17 protein-coding genes and 1 pseudogene are annotated in these 16,929 nt (G+C 37.5%); 3 read left to right on the plus strand and 15 right to left on the minus strand.

Annotated features, from left to right (window positions below):
• Positions 1–193: 193 nt before the first annotated feature.
• Positions 194–1,080, minus strand: a pseudogene (locus NP781_RS18570) (nucleotidyltransferase-like protein).
• Positions 1,081–1,229: 149 nt separating this feature from the next.
• On the opposite strand from NP781_RS18570, the gene NP781_RS18575 reads away from it, so the two are divergent.
• Complete coding sequence (locus NP781_RS18575) at positions 1,230–1,583, plus strand: YgzB family protein (protein WP_221682852.1); 354 nt, start codon at positions 1,230–1,232, stop codon at positions 1,581–1,583.
• A 22-nt stretch (positions 1,584–1,605) separates the two neighbouring features.
• Here NP781_RS18575 and perR read toward each other — a convergent pair whose 3' ends face one another.
• From perR to bcp, 3 genes are all read right to left on the minus strand, one after another.
• On the minus strand, positions 1,606–2,049 hold the full coding sequence (perR, locus tag NP781_RS18580) for a peroxide-responsive transcriptional repressor PerR (RefSeq protein WP_004230508.1): 444 nt from the start codon (positions 2,047–2,049) through the stop codon (positions 1,606–1,608).
• A 121-nt stretch (positions 2,050–2,170) separates the two neighbouring features.
• Entirely contained in the window at positions 2,171–3,115 is a 945-nt protein-coding gene (locus tag NP781_RS18585) for a D-2-hydroxyacid dehydrogenase (protein WP_257520541.1), read from the minus strand.
• Positions 3,115–3,588, minus strand: coding sequence for a thioredoxin-dependent thiol peroxidase (bcp, locus tag NP781_RS18590; protein ID WP_221682850.1), 474 nt, complete (start codon positions 3,586–3,588; stop codon positions 3,115–3,117). Before bcp ends, NP781_RS18585 begins: the two co-directional genes overlap by 1 nt.
• Before the next feature lie 129 nt (positions 3,589–3,717).
• On the opposite strand from bcp, the gene NP781_RS18595 reads away from it, so the two are divergent.
• Both NP781_RS18595 and NP781_RS18600 read left to right on the plus strand, forming a co-directional pair.
• Entirely contained in the window at positions 3,718–5,004 is a 1,287-nt protein-coding gene (locus NP781_RS18595; protein ID WP_257520542.1) for a glutamate-1-semialdehyde 2,1-aminomutase, read from the plus strand.
• Between the two features lie 135 nt (positions 5,005–5,139).
• Positions 5,140–6,228 carry an FUSC family protein gene (locus tag NP781_RS18600; protein WP_221682848.1) on the plus strand — a complete coding sequence of 363 codons (1,089 nt, stop codon included), beginning with the start codon at positions 5,140–5,142 and terminating at the stop codon, positions 6,226–6,228.
• Positions 6,229–6,352: 124 nt separating this feature from the next.
• Here NP781_RS18600 and NP781_RS18605 read toward each other — a convergent pair whose 3' ends face one another.
• The 11 genes from NP781_RS18605 to nikC form a co-directional block, all read right to left on the minus strand.
• Positions 6,353–7,387 (minus strand): toxic anion resistance protein, encoded by a 1,035-nt coding sequence (locus NP781_RS18605; protein WP_221682847.1) that lies wholly within the window; start codon positions 7,385–7,387, stop codon positions 6,353–6,355.
• A gap of 22 nt (positions 7,388–7,409) precedes the next feature.
• Complete coding sequence (locus tag NP781_RS18610) at positions 7,410–9,041, minus strand: YceG family protein (protein ID WP_221682846.1); 1,632 nt, start codon at positions 9,039–9,041, stop codon at positions 7,410–7,412.
• 95 nt (positions 9,042–9,136) lie between these two features.
• Complete coding sequence (locus NP781_RS18615) at positions 9,137–9,949, minus strand: HAD family hydrolase (protein ID WP_221682845.1); 813 nt, start codon at positions 9,947–9,949, stop codon at positions 9,137–9,139.
• 11 nt (positions 9,950–9,960) lie between these two features.
• The gene (locus NP781_RS18620; RefSeq protein ID WP_221682844.1) at positions 9,961–11,061 is read right to left on the minus strand and encodes a cysteine protease StiP family protein; all 1,101 of its coding nucleotides are present in this window, start codon (positions 11,059–11,061) and stop codon (positions 9,961–9,963) included.
• The gene (locus NP781_RS18625; RefSeq protein ID WP_257520544.1) at positions 11,058–12,416 is read right to left on the minus strand and encodes a phosphoribosyltransferase family protein; all 1,359 of its coding nucleotides are present in this window, start codon (positions 12,414–12,416) and stop codon (positions 11,058–11,060) included. The genes NP781_RS18620 and NP781_RS18625 overlap by 4 nt, the downstream gene beginning before the upstream one ends.
• Positions 12,397–13,590: an HpcH/HpaI aldolase/citrate lyase family protein gene (locus tag NP781_RS18630; RefSeq protein WP_257520545.1), complete on the minus strand. Its 1,194-nt coding sequence runs from the start codon at positions 13,588–13,590 to the stop codon at positions 12,397–12,399. The genes NP781_RS18625 and NP781_RS18630 overlap by 20 nt, the downstream gene beginning before the upstream one ends.
• 83 nt (positions 13,591–13,673) lie before the next feature.
• On the minus strand, positions 13,674–13,802 hold the full coding sequence (locus tag NP781_RS18635) for a hypothetical protein (RefSeq protein ID WP_255601706.1): 129 nt from the start codon (positions 13,800–13,802) through the stop codon (positions 13,674–13,676).
• A 109-nt stretch (positions 13,803–13,911) separates the two neighbouring features.
• Positions 13,912–14,487 carry a TerD family protein gene (locus NP781_RS18640; RefSeq protein ID WP_004230495.1) on the minus strand — a complete coding sequence of 192 codons (576 nt, stop codon included), beginning with the start codon at positions 14,485–14,487 and terminating at the stop codon, positions 13,912–13,914.
• 34 nt (positions 14,488–14,521) lie between these two features.
• Complete coding sequence (locus tag NP781_RS18645; protein WP_221682841.1) at positions 14,522–15,103, minus strand: TerD family protein; 582 nt, start codon at positions 15,101–15,103, stop codon at positions 14,522–14,524.
• Positions 15,104–15,133: 30 nt separating this feature from the next.
• Positions 15,134–15,751 (minus strand): TerD family protein, encoded by a 618-nt coding sequence (locus NP781_RS18650; RefSeq protein WP_048394762.1) that lies wholly within the window; start codon positions 15,749–15,751, stop codon positions 15,134–15,136.
• 277 nt (positions 15,752–16,028) lie between these two features.
• On the minus strand, positions 16,029–16,925 hold the full coding sequence (nikC, locus tag NP781_RS18655; RefSeq protein WP_221682840.1) for a nickel transporter permease: 897 nt from the start codon (positions 16,923–16,925) through the stop codon (positions 16,029–16,031).
• Positions 16,926–16,929: the final 4 nt, after the last annotated feature.

Raw genomic sequence — 16,929 nt, forward strand, 5'->3', positions numbered from 1 at the left:
GACTTCTTTATATTAACATCTCATTCAAAACATGTCAACAACTTTTTTAAAAAGTTTTTTGTGTTTTTCTGAGTTATTCGTTTATGTCTTAGCGACAATTAATATAATACAATACTAAGATATTATTCGTCAACTACTTTTCTAAAAAAATATCGAGGTATTTTTAGATACCTCGATTACAAGCATACTACAGTCATTGCCCCATTTCTAGAGCATCTTTATTTACCTTGTAATGACGGTGAAATATCCTATCATTTTTCGCTGCAATTGGTTCAATTTGAATATAGCCTTTATCCACTAAGTACTCCACAAACACTTCTAAATCCACTGAGTAGTTCACAAGCTCATGATGATCGTGTAATTCCTGAATGGTCCACATTTCTTTTGTTTGCATGACTTCTAATATATGTTGTGCTCCATCTCGTGTACGAGAATGAATTAAAAACTCACTTGCTAAAAACAACAATTCTAAGCGCTTTTCTATTGGCTCATTACTTGTCACTAGCTCTTCATACAGCTTATAGATGGCTGGCTCAATTTTTTTTACCTGTGCCCAAACAGTTACTTCAGGATACAGGCCACTATCGATAATAGATAAACGACCTAGATGATGCAGGAGTCCACAACGTGATTATAAGCATCCAAGTAACTTCCTTTATCGAAGTATTCTTTCCCTTCCAAATAGCGACGAATTAACTTTGAAAATTGAATACCTGTTTTAATTTTACGACCACTATACGGAAATTCCTGCAATTCTATTTTTAGTTTATGCAGAAATTCATTCCGATCAAATAATACTCTACCGAAGAATATCCAATCAACAACCTTTCTATTTGAACCGATTAGTAACCATTTTCGAATTAATTTCTCCGTAACAGTATGTAGAGCGATTTTATTTCCTTCATATAAGTAATGTTTTGAAAAGACTGGTTGCTCTGCTTCTTTTACGATAATGAGTAAAACCGTATCAAATGTATCTGTAACGTTACTTTGTTCTTCACGCTTTTCCACTAAAATTACGCCTAATGTATTCGACTGACTCGCACGTTCTTGATATATTGGACGCAGTACTTGCTCCATGTTCAGCCCTCCTTTATTCATATAGGTTCTTTTGTTCCGTTAAAAATTCGACATACTCTAAAAGTATTCCTTCTTTCATTCAGTTCAAAGCTAAAATACTTTGCCCTTATATGTTATAGTAGATTTTAGATTGGGAGGCAAGATGAAATATGAAACCTTATAAAAGTAAAATTAATAAAATTCGTTCATTCGCATTAGCACTAATCTTTTTTGGTTTTATTGTCATGTACGGAGGCATTTTCTTTAAAAACAGCCCGATATTAGTTTTAATTTTCATGTCACTAGGTGTTCTTTGTATTATCGGTAGCACAGTTGTATATGCGTGGATCGGACTACTGTCAACAAGAGCTATTCAAGTAGAGTGTCCTAATTGCCATAAACATACAAAGGTTTTAGGCCGAGTAGATATGTGCATGTACTGCAATGAGCCATTAACGCTTGATCCTGCTCTAGAAGGTAAAGAGTTTGATCAATCCTATAATAATAAAACAAAAAAATCCTAGCCCTTTTTAAGAGCTAGGATTTTTATTGTACTTTTGCAGTAGCAACTTTACATGATGGACAAGTGCCGTATATCTCTAAGCGATGCGAATGCACATCAAAGCCTGTTACCTGTGATGCAAAATGCTCTATTTCGTCGAGTCCAGGATAATGGAAATCGACGATCTTACCACAGCATTCACAAATCATATGGTAATGATCGTTTGTCACGAAATCAAAGCGACTTGAAGCATCCCCGTAAGTTAGCTCTTTCACAAGACCTACTTCACGAAATACACGCAGGTTGTTATAAACAGTCGCTACACTCATATTAGGGAACTTACCCTCAAGAGCTTTATAAATTTCATCGGCAGTAGGATGTGCCATTGATTGAATTAGATATTCCAAAATAGCATGACGCTGAGGAGTAATACGTACACCAGTTGTTTTCAACGTGTCCAGTGCATCTTGTAAATGCGTTGCAGACATCGTCATGCACCTCTTCCATAAGTATTATTAATTTATAATTGTTATAAATAGTGTATCCAATTCGTACTACTTCGTCAACAATCACACATTGCTTATCCTCAATAAATCAATGGTATTTTCCTTAATAGCCTCTTGATAAATCCATAACATTTTCTAAATCCGTGCCACCCTTTAGCCATTTTGTTAGGCTTGGCTTGAAAATTTCTAAGCTACGCTCAACATAACGAGAAGAATGACTGGATACATGAGGTGATACTATGACATTTGGTAATGTCCATAATGGATTGTCAGATGTCAGAGGCTCCTCTTCAAATACATCTAAAACTGCATGTCCAATTTGCTTTGTTTCAATCGCTTGAATGAGTACCTTTTCATCAACTAAATTACCTCGACCAAAATTCATGAAGATCGCATTGTTTTTCATCACAACAAAATGCTCTTCTTTCAATAAATGGGTCGTTTCTGTTGTTTTTGGTAATACAGAAATAACGATATCTGCATGAGGTAGGGCTTCTTTCAATTGTGTAAAACTAATCACCGTATTCATATAGGCCGCTTCTTTACCGGAGCGGTTACAGCCAATCGTCGTAACACCAAAAGCTTGCAATAAACGTCCAACTTCTGACCCAATGGCACCTGGCCCCAAAATAAGTGCTGTACTATCACGTAATTCCGTTTGTTGTGTTTTTTTCGACCATTCACTTTTCTTTTGCTGCTCATACATCCAAGGCAAAGCTCGTTTAATGGCTAAAATATGAGCAAGCATGGATTCAGCCATAGGCGTTTTATGAATGCCACGAACATTTGAAACTAGAATCCCTCGTTCAATAATAGCCTGAGCTGGCATTTTTTCTACACCTGCCGATGCAACAAAAATCCATTTTAGCTTTGTCGCAGATTGAATACTCTCTTCTGTTAAATCTTCACCATATGTAACTAATACATCCGCTTGTTGAAGCTCTTCATTTGATAAACTCTTTTCAAAGATAAATTCAAGCTGTGGAAATTCTGCTACTAATGGTTCTCGTAAATCTGGTCTAGGTTCAAATGTAAAATAGATTCTCATTATTTTGCCTCCTGTTCTGCTAAATAAGCATATACTTCTTCAATATGATTTTTCACTCGAACTTTGCGCCAAGCTTTTACAAGCATACCCTCAGCATCAATTAAAAACGTTGAACGCTCTATGCCCATATATTCACGTCCATACATTTTCTTTAAAACCCATACACCATATGCTTCAGCAATAGCATGGTCCTCATCCACTAATAGTGAAAATGGCAAACCATGCTTATCAATAAATTTTGTATGCTTGCTTGCGTTATCTGGGCTAACACCCAGAACAACAGCGTTTAAATGACTGAAGTCCTCAAACTTATCGCGAAAATCACAAGCCTCCGTCGTGCAGCCTGGTGTCATATCCTTTGGGTAAAAGTATAAAATAACATTTGTTCCTTTAAAATCAGCTAAATGCACCATCTCGCCCTTTTCGTTCAAGAGAGAAAAATCCGGCGCCTTTTGTCCTTCTAGTAATGTCATACAATCTCCTCCTCTGTAGGTCCTATTTTACTCTAAGTAACAAATCAAGTCATATCCCTTAATTTCTTTGGATTTCTTACACCGATAGGTCTACAATAGATTACGTATAAAAAGTTAGGAGGCAATTCTATGAATCATGCAAAATCTGAAGCAATACATGCAGAGGCATTACAGCATATTGTTGGTGGTGTAAACAGCCCATCTCGTTCATATAAAGCAGTAGGTGGCGGTTCTCCTGTAGCCATGGCGCGAGGAAAAGGCGCATATTTTTGGGATGTAGATGGCAATCGTTATATCGACTATCTAGCAGCATATGGTCCAATCGTTACTGGTCATGGTCATCCTCATATTGCAAAGGCTATAACGCACGCAGCGGAAAATGGTACATTGTTTGGGACGCCGACTGAATATGAAGTTACTTTCGCAAAAATGTTAAAGGAAGCCATTCCGTCGATGGATAAAGTACGTTTTAACAACTCTGGTACAGAAGCTGTTATGACAACGATTCGTGTGGCACGTGCCTATACAGGACGTACAAAAATCATGAAATTTGCTGGTTGCTACCACGGGCATTTCGATTTAGTATTAGTGGCTGCAGGATCAGGTCCAGCAACATTAGGAACACCGGACTCAGCAGGCGTAACAACTTCAACAGCTGAAGAAGTTATTACTGTACCTTTTAATAACCCAGAAGCCTTTACAGAAGCCATGAATAAATGGGGCGAGGAGATTGCAGCTATCTTAATCGAGCCAATAGTAGGAAACTTCGGTATTGTTGAACCGAAGCCCGGCTTCCTTGAATTAGTACATGCTACAGCAAAGGAAAAAGGGGCCCTAACGATTTATGATGAAGTCATCACGGCCTTCCGCTTCCACTATGGTGGCGCTCAAAACTTACTTGGCCTAACACCTGATCTAACTGCACTTGGTAAAGTTATTGGTGGTGGTTTACCAATCGGTGCTTATGGCGGACGTAAAGAGATTATGGATACTGTTGCACCACTCGGCCCAGCATACCAAGCGGGTACGATGGCTGGAAATCCTGCATCTATGCAAGCTGGCATCGCTTGCCTAGAAGTGCTACAAACACCAGGTATATACGAGGAAATGGATAGATTAGGCTCAATTTTAGAAGAAGGTATTTTAGCTGCTGCTAAAAAACATGGCGTAACCATCACGTTAAATCGTCTTAAAGGAGCGCTTACTATTTACTTTACAGATGTGAAAGTAGAAAACTATGAGCAAGCTGAAAGCTCTGATGGTGAAATATTTGGACGCTTCTTTAAACTCATGCTTGCGCAAGGTATTAATCTAGCTCCTTCTAAATATGAAGCATGGTTCTTAACAACTGAGCATACAGAAGCGGATATTCAGGAAACAATTGAAGCAGTAGATATTGCGTTTTCTCAATTGTAATCTTGACAAGAAAAAGGCGACTTGCAGGTAGAAGTCGCCTTTTTCTTATTCATCCATGCAAATCTATGTATTTTATGAGCACTTCCTTCTATAATGTAAAGAAGCTAAAAAATATTAGACAGAAAGGACATCTTTATGAAATTAGGTGCCCGTGTATTTAAAACTGGTGTAGCTATCGTATTTGCATTATTTATTGCAGAGTTGTTAAAATTACCTTCACCTGTTTTTGCTGGAATTGCAGCTATTTTTGCTATTCAGCCTTCTATTTATCGTTCTTACCAAACCATTGTGGAGCAAGTACAAGCGAATATTATAGGTGCGACAATTGCTGTCATTTTCGGCTTACTTTTTGGCCACCATGTCGTTGCCATTGGTATAGCTGTCATAATAGCTATTGGTCTCATGTTGAAATTTAAACTGGAAAAATCACTTTCGCTAGCGTTGGTATCAGTCGTAGCTATTATGGAATTTCAAGGGGATGACTTTTTAACGTTTGGTTTAATACGCTTTGTTACGATATTAGTCGGGGTATTAGCAGCGTTTGTCGTAAACCTTGTGTTCTTACCACCTAAATACGAGGTAAAACTATTTCGCAAAATTTATATTTTACAAGATGATATTATTCGTTGGACACGACTGGCTGTACGTCAAGCTTCTGAGCACACATCCACAAAAACAGCATTAAGTAAGTTTAAAAGCCGTATGCTACGAGTGGATACGCTATATGATTTATATAAGGAAGAGCGTAATTATTTTAAAAATAAAAAATATGTGAAAGCACGCAAACTAGTAGTCTATCGTCAAATGATTTTAACTTCCAAGAAAAGCTTGGAATTGCTACAGCGTTTGCATAATCACGAAAATGAATTAGCTCAGCTCCCTACACAATTTCATTTAATGATTCAGGAGAGACTTGATTCCTTGTTAACGTACCATGAGCAATTGCTCTTAAAATATACAGGAAAGCTAAAGCCTGAGCATTCGGAGTGGAGTAAAAGCATTGACTATGTCCAACGTAATGAGCTGATGGAAATTTTCATCAAGCAAATCAACTTCGCTCGTGAAGAAGGCGATACGGAGTTTTCTAGCTATCACCTACTCTATATTTTATCGCGTATTTTAGATTATGAGGAAAACTTAGAACATCTTGATACACTTATTGTTTCTTACCAAAGCTATCATGGACATGAAATCAATGTAGAATTTGAAGAGGAATTCATATAGCTAACATTTTGGCGACAGATTATCTTGATTCAGGGGGCTTTTGATCACCCATTGAATGAAGATAAGTCTGTCGCTTTTTTTATACAAAAAACCTCCAAGTAGTCATCTACTTAGAGGAAAGAAGCTAAGAACGCAATGTTAGCAATTGTTGCTCTGCTTGTTGGCGTTTGACCATTTGTTCATCACGTAATTGCTGATAATTGGCAATGCCTGATATAATAGTATCCCACATTTCTTCAAGAGTCTGGGTAGTGCTGGATTGTTGAGCCATGGCAGTACTTAATTGCACCGCTTCCTTACTAGCTCCCCCAAATTGCTTCATACGATCTTCAAAGGCAGAGGCTGATTGACTTTGTAATTGTTGACGTCTTTCATTAACTGCATTCATCAAACCCATTTTAAAAACAGGAATGGTTTTAACAAAAGCCCCATTAATTTGTTCAATCAATTCACGGTTACCATTACGTAGCATATCGATTTGAGGGGCTGTGATAATAGCCACCATACGTGATTTTTCTAAATCATCTATTTTTTGCTGGAGCATCTCTGCAATAGCTTGCAAACGATTTAGCTCCATTTTCGCCAGCTGATTACCTGCTTCACTCTGTTTTTCATACATCGGAATCAATGTTGTTTGGACTTCATGAAGTTTCATGTCAGTTGCTACGATATACTTTTCTAGCTCAAGATAGTACATGAGGTCTTCTTGATATAAGCGTGCAAGTACTTGATTATCCTTTGCTAATTCCTCTTCCATCAGTACAAATTGATAATGGATTTTCTCAATATCTCTCCCCAGTCCATTGTATTTCGTAAATAAATCGCCATCATTTTTGGACTTACGTGCAAATAGCTTTTTAAAAAAGCCCTTTTGTTCTGTAAAATCTTGTTTGTCGAATGTCTGCATAAGGGCTTCAAGCTGCTTAAATAATTCATTTGATTCGAAAGATGTTGACTGAGTGATGATGGCTAAAATTTGATCTGCAAATGTAGCTAATTTTGTAGACGGCTCTTTTCCCAAAGCTAATAGCTCTATCTGATTTTTTATATTGATTTGATTGGCAATTTGCCGTACCTCTGCATGATCCCGTAACTGTTCTTTGAAGGCTTCTGCTGTTTCCAGTGTCAGCTGCTTCAGCGTCAACGAGTTATTTGACATTCATGCCGCCTCCTTTCTATCATCAAAAAAAACGATTAAAGAGTTTTTTTATGATTTTGTCGGGTGCAGTTTTCTGTGGCTTTGGTTGTTCATAGTACAAGTCAAACAGCATATGCTCTAAACGATGCACATCGTAACTATCTTCTTGTAAATGTTTTTCTAAATCTAGTTGACCTGTCGGATTATAAAACACAATATCCACACCAAATCGATTTAAAAACCCTAATAATGCCATATCCTCACGTGATAAAGCTGGTTGTTGAGGTGCTTGATATAATACCACCTTCGGTACCTCTTGTGAATAATCAAAGCTTTGTAGTAAACGAAGGATCTCCTGTGGAATCATCGTCATCTGTTTAAATAAAAATAACTGTAAATCATATAAGGTCTCATTTGGCTGCTGTTTCAACATAGGCTGCTCACAGGAAGTTTTTATCGTGTGTGCAATCGCACGCTGTAGCTCCAATGTTAACTCACCGTATTGCCACCAATCACTTTGCATAATACGCTCTACTGACAGTTCTCCATTTACTAGGCAATGCTTATAGTGAAAGTGAAAATTGGCTTTACTCGTTGGTGCATAGGGGAATTTCTGGACAAAAACCGTTTGCGGACTTGCTAATAACTGATGCATATAATACCAGTATTCTTCCCGTCTGCTCGAAACCCCACTAATTTTGGCAAATATGACTGGAATGACAATCTCATCCCCAACTACTTCAAACTGTGGTCGAACCAAAGCTTTCTCTTTTGCATAAATAAATATATCATCATATGTCATCCGTAATGTTAAGGAGCGTGGCATAAAATCTTTAAACTGCCAAGGCTTATAGACACCTGATTGCTGATCATGCATTAATTGCTCAAAATGCTGACTAGATCGATATCCAACCGTTGCCTGCCGGTCACGCAACTTATCAGGAAATGGCTGTAAAGTTGTTTGATTGGCATATGCATATGTGATAGAGAAAGTATCATTAGGATCAATCTCAGCAAATTCATCTATTTTAGCTGGATGAAAAATTAACACATCACAACCGAGCTCCATTAATAACAATAAGAAATAGCGCTGACTTAGAGTTGCTTCCCCATACCAAACTACTTTAGGAAAATCATCTGTTGGTTTCATGGATTTTGTCCATAGAATCCAATGGTTTTTTAACCATTTCACCATATCAATTAAAAACCGGCGAAAGTCATTTGCTAGCAAACCTAACGATTGCTGTTTTTGAAAGAGCTCTACTACTTTAATGGTTGCTAACTGTAAATGGCGATTCATTACACTGTCATCATGCTTAGGAATTAATTGATAACCATACATCATTGCCACTAAACGATTTATAGATAGTCCTTGCGGAGTTTGTTGATGCTGCGAAAGGATTGTTTGTATAGCCTGAAAGTCTTTTGGTTCAATATGTTTATTTAATTCTTCACTTAAAATATGGATGTTAGTGTTCTGTGACAATGTAAATAATGAATTGAAATAATCATCTTCTTCGATTGGTATGCCCAATACACGAACAGCAATTCTACTAAAGCTCACTTGCTGCTCTGTTGTTTCATAAAATGCACGATCCTTTGGTGAATCTTGAAACGCCTGTAGCCAATCATCAGGATGACGCTCCAACACTGATTTAATTGTGATTGTTTGCATACAAACGCACCTCCTAAAAATCATCCTCAGCCTATGCTAAAGCATTCATTTGTCATAGGATGTCTCACCTAATGACAACAAAAATATTTGAACATCTATACGATCGTTTGTTGTGATGCCATCTGTAAAACTGTTTCCAATAAATTCTTTGTAAATGCTTCACCATTGTGAGGCGAGTAAGTTGTATTTTGTAAAAACTTTGGCTGTTTATCCTTTAAATCTCCATGATTTGGTGTAAAAGCTAAATCAGCCATTGCAAGCATGCCATAATCCATAATAGAATCACCTGCTGCTATATGCACATCGTATGTACAGAACTCTTTTATATATTCTATAGCCGCTTCCTTTGTCAGCACCTTAGGCATAAAATACAATTTTTTCCCTTGTAGCAGAACATGCCAACCATGCATATCAAACTCTTGAATCATCGCTTGTAATTCATCGGATGGTAAAGCATCAATATCTACATGATGTACATAAAAAAGCTCATCTATATACAGAGATCGTTGTAGCCATGTATCAGATTTAATCGTCTGAAAAAGCTTTAGCATATCCATACGAGGGATCGAGGAATCTTCAATACGTCTAGATAATGTTTGTGTCCACTTTTCATATGGCTGACCCTTTTCTACTATTGTACCCCCATTGCTTGTAATTGCAAAAGCAGGGCATAAATCATAAATAAAATGGATTCTTTTATATTGATGTAAAGCTCTTGTCGTAACAGGTACAAATAAAGTTTGTTGGTGTACCTGTTGCAATAGAGGTGCTGTTGCCTGTGTCATCATACTCATTGCTGTTTCGACCTTGTGTTCAACGACAATTGTCTCTGTAGCTGGCGGAAACATCTCCATCATGCGTTTAGAATAAATAAGGGTTCTATCTAAATCAGATGTAAATAATATCATCATATTCTCCTCTATAATTCTTTGATCAAACCACAACATGCATAGGACATATTCGAATACTCTTCAACCATTACATTTTTTTCCTGTGCTAATAATAAAATATGTTTCAATTCATGCATGTACTGTGGATTAATTAAAATCTTCCAAGGTATCCTTCGCAGCAAAACTCTTGTCGTTTCGCCAACACCTGGTTTAATGAAATGAATATTATCAATACCAAAATCTCGTTGAATTGTTTGCACGGACTTCATACCCTCCCAAGTAATTGGAGAGATTTCTTGCTCTTGAATTTGTTGCACAATTTTATTCTGTACTTGTTCAAAACATGTGACGATACGTTCTATGTACAGCTTGGAGACATCTACGGCCTCTAATTCTTTGTAGTATTTTGCACCATGAAAATCGTTTGCATCCATAAACTGCAAATTTAATACCGTTCTACTCACTAATCCAGATACAGTCGAATTTAAACAAGCAGATGGTATTAAAAAATCCTCACGAGTTCCATAAATAGCGGCACAATGCCCTGGATCAGCCAAAACAGCTAAATCAGCACTTAACTGTTTTTGATATTGTAAATTAAATTTTTGGCAGGATTGAATTAATTCATTGGTAATTGCCCCTTTTCCTGTCCAACCATCAATAAATTGAATACTTCCTAGAGGATGCTGTGTCAAAATATAACGAATTGCCGTTTCATCAAACCCACGACCTCGCAGTATAGAAATGGAGTAATGTGGAACATTCACATGATAATGCATAGCTATATACCGTTTGATTAAAATACCGATGGGTGTACCTGCACGAGCTAAACTCACAAGAATTAAATTTTCTAACCCTCTATTTTCAATGATTTGCTCTGCCACTACTCCAACGGCGATTGCTATTCTTTCTTCATGAGCATCTAGCGCTTTATAAAAAAGATTCATATAGGTATCAGATGGTTGCTTCTCCACTGGCAGCATTTCAGAATAATGTATGCCCGATTGAATGAGCTGTTCACGTTTCTCATTATCCATTTCAAGGAATGCACTTCCAATATCACGCAATAAAAAAATAACGTCCTCCGATGCATAACTCCCCATTTTATCTGGCTGCAAAGTCGATATCATCGTTCTACCTCCAATTCATGCATACTAATTACGTATACTTTGGCGTTAGTGGCTTCTTGCAATGCCTTTACCACACGAGCAACTACCTCTTCACTTGCTATACGTTCCACTATGAAAAAAAGTTCCGTGTAAGACTGGCTTTGAAGATTATATAAAAAATTAGTCACCCCGTTATTTTCTGGACTTTCGAAGGCTATTTTTTCGTTAATCGTATATCCTAAATCATCCGTACAATAGATTGGACTACGAGTAGTCGACTGAAAGTAAACATCATTTCCTAAATAAGAGGCAATTTGCATAGGAACATACATGAATTCACCCGTGCCAATAACAAGCGCTGGCCCATTTGTTCTTAGTTCTTGTAATTGCATAGCAATAGCTTGAATCGTTTGCTTTTGGTCAACATGCTGTTTTGACGTGAGCATAAATCTCCCTGTTGCTAGTAAATAGGGGTGCTTATTTATTAATCCATTCTCCGCAACAGATCGATAGAATTTGCGATCAACAGATACTTGAATTGGACAAATGTCCATATCTCGTGCAACTTGTGTTAGTAAGTTTGGTTGTGTACTGGTTAAGCTTGGCGTGCCTGAACAGCTAAAATTCCCACACATAATGGAGATGAATTGTATAGAGATATCCCATTGTACTTCTAATTGTTGAAAGATTGTTTGCTGCTGTTGGGAACGCCAATCTAAAATAGATAGTAACGCATATTGTCTCACTAAAGGAAATTTCTGTCTTAATGTCTCAATAATATTAATGACCGTATTTCCAGTAGTAATTTCATCATCAATTAACACAATGCGCTTAGCTTGCAGTAAAAATTCTGGTTCCTCCGTATAAATTCTATGGCTTGTCGCATGTGAATGTTCTTCCTCAAACGTAACAAATGGCTCAAAATCTGGCAACACTTCACGTGTTGTGTGGATATACATAGCATTCGAGTGAAAGGCATTAAATACTGCGTGACCAAGTGCTGTTGCCGTCTCAGCAAAGCCAATAAACAATGTTTCATCCGTTAATTCTAGGTTTCCCTCTATGGATTTTTGTACTTCATCCAAATTAGCTCCGTCCTTTAAAGCTTTAACGACAGACGAAGCCATTGCCTTTTGCCCAGTAAGATGCTGATGATACAGCATAGCTAAAAGAGTTCCTGTCAGTAAAGGGATTTGCGGACGGACAGCCAAATGTTTGCCTAGTACCGTGCTTACAAACAAAAATTGTCTCTTCTTATTAATTCGAGCCGCCATTCTAAACAAGTCGGTTAGCGCAAAATTATGCGGATTGTTGGTAATTTCAATATCAATTGAATAATTCGGTAAAATGCTTAATTTACTCATTTGTTGTTGCATATACACTACCACCTATTTCAGACTGTAATAAAAGTGAGGCAAAATCGACAGATTCATGATAAACACCATAGACATGAGCCTGTTTTAAAATCCGTTGTGCCCATCTCATATGTGGCTTAATTTCATTCATTTTATTAGCATAGTGACTTTTCATAACACCTTTTTGTCCATCATTATTTTCTATAATACTTAGCGCATCTAAGTATTCCTCATACGAAATCGCATAGAGGGCATGCACAACACGGATATGGCTCGGATGAATAATTGTTTTTCCCACTATGCCATTTTGTTTATCCATTAAAACTTCTTTCATTAATCCATCTAAACAATCGTCTAATAACGCTTTCCTTGTATCAAGCGCACCTTTCTCACTAAATGGTGTCACTCTAAGTGCGGGCTTTAATACACGCTGATTATTAAAATACTCCCACACAGGCCCAGAAATAATAAAACCATCTTCCTCACGCCCTAAGATATTGACAATATCTGCAACACAATCTCGAATGACACTAATATCATAAATGGTAGAATCCATACGGCGGCGAATTCCGTAAATACCACAAAAATCGGTAGCTCCAATTCGTACATTTAATACACGGGCTTTGTATTGATGTAGAACTGCTTTAATGTCTAATAATGCTTCCATGCGAGATTCCTTATATAGTACCTCACGACTTTCTAAAATCGGCATACCATATAAAATTAAATCATTTTCTAAAATGGTTTGTTCAAGCAACTCAAAATAACGGGCACCCTCTTCGGCTGTAAACTTTGGAAAGACATAGCCAGTTAATATTTCTTGCTTTTTCCCTAAAACAGTTGTTAGCTTTTGAAACTGCTCAACATGACGTACTCGAATAAAAAGTAATGGGAGCTCCTGAAGTAATAGCTGTTTTTGCTGATAGAGTGCATATAGTTCACTAATATCCTCTATCAACTTAGCTTCACAATCTACTAACTCTGCATCTCCAACTGCATCCTCCAAATCAATGACAAGTGATGTGAGTTCCTTATATTTTTGTGATCGGATTAAGCTCACAATCGTAGGCATGGAAGCTGGCATATACAAAGTCGCACCTAGGGCATATGACAAAATTTCCGACGTTTCCCATTTTGTAAACGGCTGTGGCTTCTTATAAAAAATCGTTTCTGCTTCTGTTGCAAAGTGTTGCATCTAATCCTCTCCCCAGTAACTATGCCTTTTGTGAAAAAAGCACTGTATCAGCCTGTTCCATACAGACTAATACAGTGCCTTGTTTACACTGCTGTTTTCTTTTTCAACTTGTAAACAACAAATATCAATAAGAATGCAGCTATTAAAATAATAACAAAAATTTCATGCGAAGGATGGTAGCCCCCAAATACTAACACACATTTTCGGTGCATTACGATAAGCCCCTGTTACATCTGCTAGTTTAAAAACTGTGCATATGTATTTACTATCTCATTTAATACATCTACATCAGATCCTCCACCATGCACCTATGTCCCATAGTTACTGTAGGCCATATGCATTGATTAAAGCAGCTAGTCCACCCTGGTAACCTGAACCTACTGCAGCAAATTTCCACTCACCATTATGTCGGTACAGCTCACAAAATACTACAGCCGTTTCAATGCTGAAATCTTCGCCTAGATCGTAACGCAATACCTCTGATCCCGACTCTTCGTTCGTCAATCGTACATAGGCATTTAAGACTTGCCCGAAGTTTTGATGACGTCCCTCGGCATCGTAAATAGTAACCGTCACTACAATTTTTTCAATTTGAGGTGATACTTGCTTTAAGTTGACAAGAATTTTTTCATCATCCCCATCCCCTGCACCTGTACGATTATCTCCTGTATGGACAACTGACTGGTCTGGGCTCGATAGATTATTATAGAAAATAAAGTCCTGTTCATTACGACATTTACCTGAAGCATCTAGTAAAAATACAGATGCATCCAGGTCAAAGTCTTGTCCACCATCAAATTGCTTTACATCCCAGCCTAAACCAATGCCAATGCTATTTAAGCCTGGATCTTGCTTTGTTAAATCAATACGTTGCCCTTTACTTAATTGTATAGCCATTCAAAAATCTCCCTTTCTGTCCAAAGATGAAATTTTAGTTTACACTTAAGCCATAATCATTACATAAAGCAGCTAAGCCACCTTGATAGCCTGCACCAATCGCATTAAATTTCCATTCTCCGTTATGACGATATAATTCCCCTACAACAATAGCTGTTTCGATACTGAAATCCTCGCCTAAATCATAGCGAATAATTTCTTCGTTGGAAGCAGCATTCATAATACGAATATAGGCATTAGACACCATACCGAAGTTTTGACTGCGAGACTCTGCATCATGAATTGTTACAGTGAAGGCTAATCGCTGAACATGAGCAGGTACTTGAGTTAATGCCACTTTCACCACTTCATCGTCACCTTCGCCTACACCTGTTAAATTATCGCCTGAATGCTCTACTGAACCATTGCCACCTTTAGTGTTGTTATAAAAAATAAAATCATTTTGATCTGAAACTTTACCTGTATCAGCAAGTAAAAATACAGAGGAGTCTAAGTCAAAATCATGACCACCATCATATTTATTTGTATCCCAACCTAAACCTACAACAACATTCGTTAACCCTGGATTTGTTTTAGTTAAATCTACCTTTTGACCTTTTTGTAATGAAATGCCCATAATTTTTATTCCTCCTATTTAGTCAATTATTTATTGATATCTTCGAACAACGTCGCCAAGCTTTATGTCATTTGTTCCCGTACCAACCGCAGCAAATTTCCATTCGTTATTATGTCGGTAAATTTCTCCACATACTAACGTCGTTAAATTTGAATAATTATCAGTTAAATTATAGCGAATTAGTTCGCTTCCTGTCCTATCATCATACACACGAATATATGCATTATGAATCATACCGAAGTGTTGATTGCGACCTGCCGCATCATAGATGTTTACAACAAACACAAGCTTGTTATATTGCGAAGGTACGGACGATAGTTCAATTGTAATTACCTCATCATCACCATCGCCGTCACCTGTTAAATTATCACCTGAATGTCGAACAGAACCGCAGCTACTTGTTAATTTCCCGAAATAAACAACATCGTCACCCGCTACAACCTTATCATCTTGTAACATTAATACCGAAGCATCACAGTCGATACTTCTGCCACTGCCACTATTTCTGCTAGAAAATAAACCACCTAAAAAGCCGCCACTTTTCTCTTGGCCTACAGGGTCCCACCCTAAACCAACTTTAATTTTATTTAATCCTGCGTTACCCTTTGTTAAATCCACTCTTTGTCCTTTTTGTAAATTAATCCCCAATTCTAACACCCTCCTAAAATATGTATTTCAGTCGAAAGATTTTATGGTAAGCAATAATCTACTAAGCTATAAGATTTCTACTTAAAATTAAGTCTAAAATAACGTGACAAAAAATTCAATTAATGGCTCCGAAAAGGTGTTTTCACTTATTTTAGAAAGCCCCTCACGCCTTTTTCTATAACATAGAACGTTTTTGTAGTAAAAATGTTCCTTTTATATCCATTGGTCCAAGCAGCTAAAAAACCTTCTAACTTGTAGAAGGCTATGTTTCTATTTACTAACTTTTCATTTTTGGATCTAATGCATCTCGTAGTCCATCCCCCATTAGATTAAAGCCTAATACGGTTAACATAATAGCTAAACCAGGGAAAATCATCGTCCACGGAGCATTTAATAAAAACTTCCGTGCATCCGCTAGCATTTTTCCCCATTCTGGTGCTGGAGCTTGAGCCCCTAGCCCAAGGAAGCCTAATGCTGCCGCTTCAATAATAGCTGTCGCAATTGCTAATGTCCCCTGTACAATTATTGGCGTTATGGAATTCGGCAAAATATGCGAAAATAGTATTCGTGCATCACGCATACCAATTGCTTTTGCCGCTACTATATACTCCTCTTCCTTGACACTTAAAACTTTAGAGCGGATTAAGCGCCCAAAATTCGGTACGTTAATAATAGCAATGGCGATTAATGCATTTTGTAAAGATGGACCCAGCACTGATACTACTGCAATCGCTAGTAGCATACTAGGGAAAGCTAGCATAATATCAAAAATACGAGAAATTATCGTATCGACCCATTTTCCATAATAACCTGCAATGATGCCAAGTAAACTACCAATTATCACGGACAAAATAACAGAGAAAAAGCCTACCCATAGTGAAATCCTTGCACCGTGAATGATCCTCGAAAAAATATCCCGCCCAAAATCATCCGTTCCAAACCAATGATCAGCGGATGGTGCCAGTAAACGTTTCGTTAAATCTTGTTCATTGATGCCTTGTGGTGCAATGAACGGACCAATGACAGCTAGTAAGATAAAAAATATAACAATTCCTGCTCCAACAAGGGATACTTTGCTCTTTTTAAAACTACGCCAGCCTTCGAGCCATGGACCTACTGCCTTTTCTCGAACTGGTGCTACTTCTTTTTTTATATCGATTGCTCCAGTCATCATTGCA

The sequence above is a fragment of the Lysinibacillus sp. FN11 genome (assembly GCF_024628845.1).
GTDB classification, from domain to species: Bacteria; Bacillota; Bacilli; order Bacillales_A; family Planococcaceae; genus Lysinibacillus; species Lysinibacillus capsici.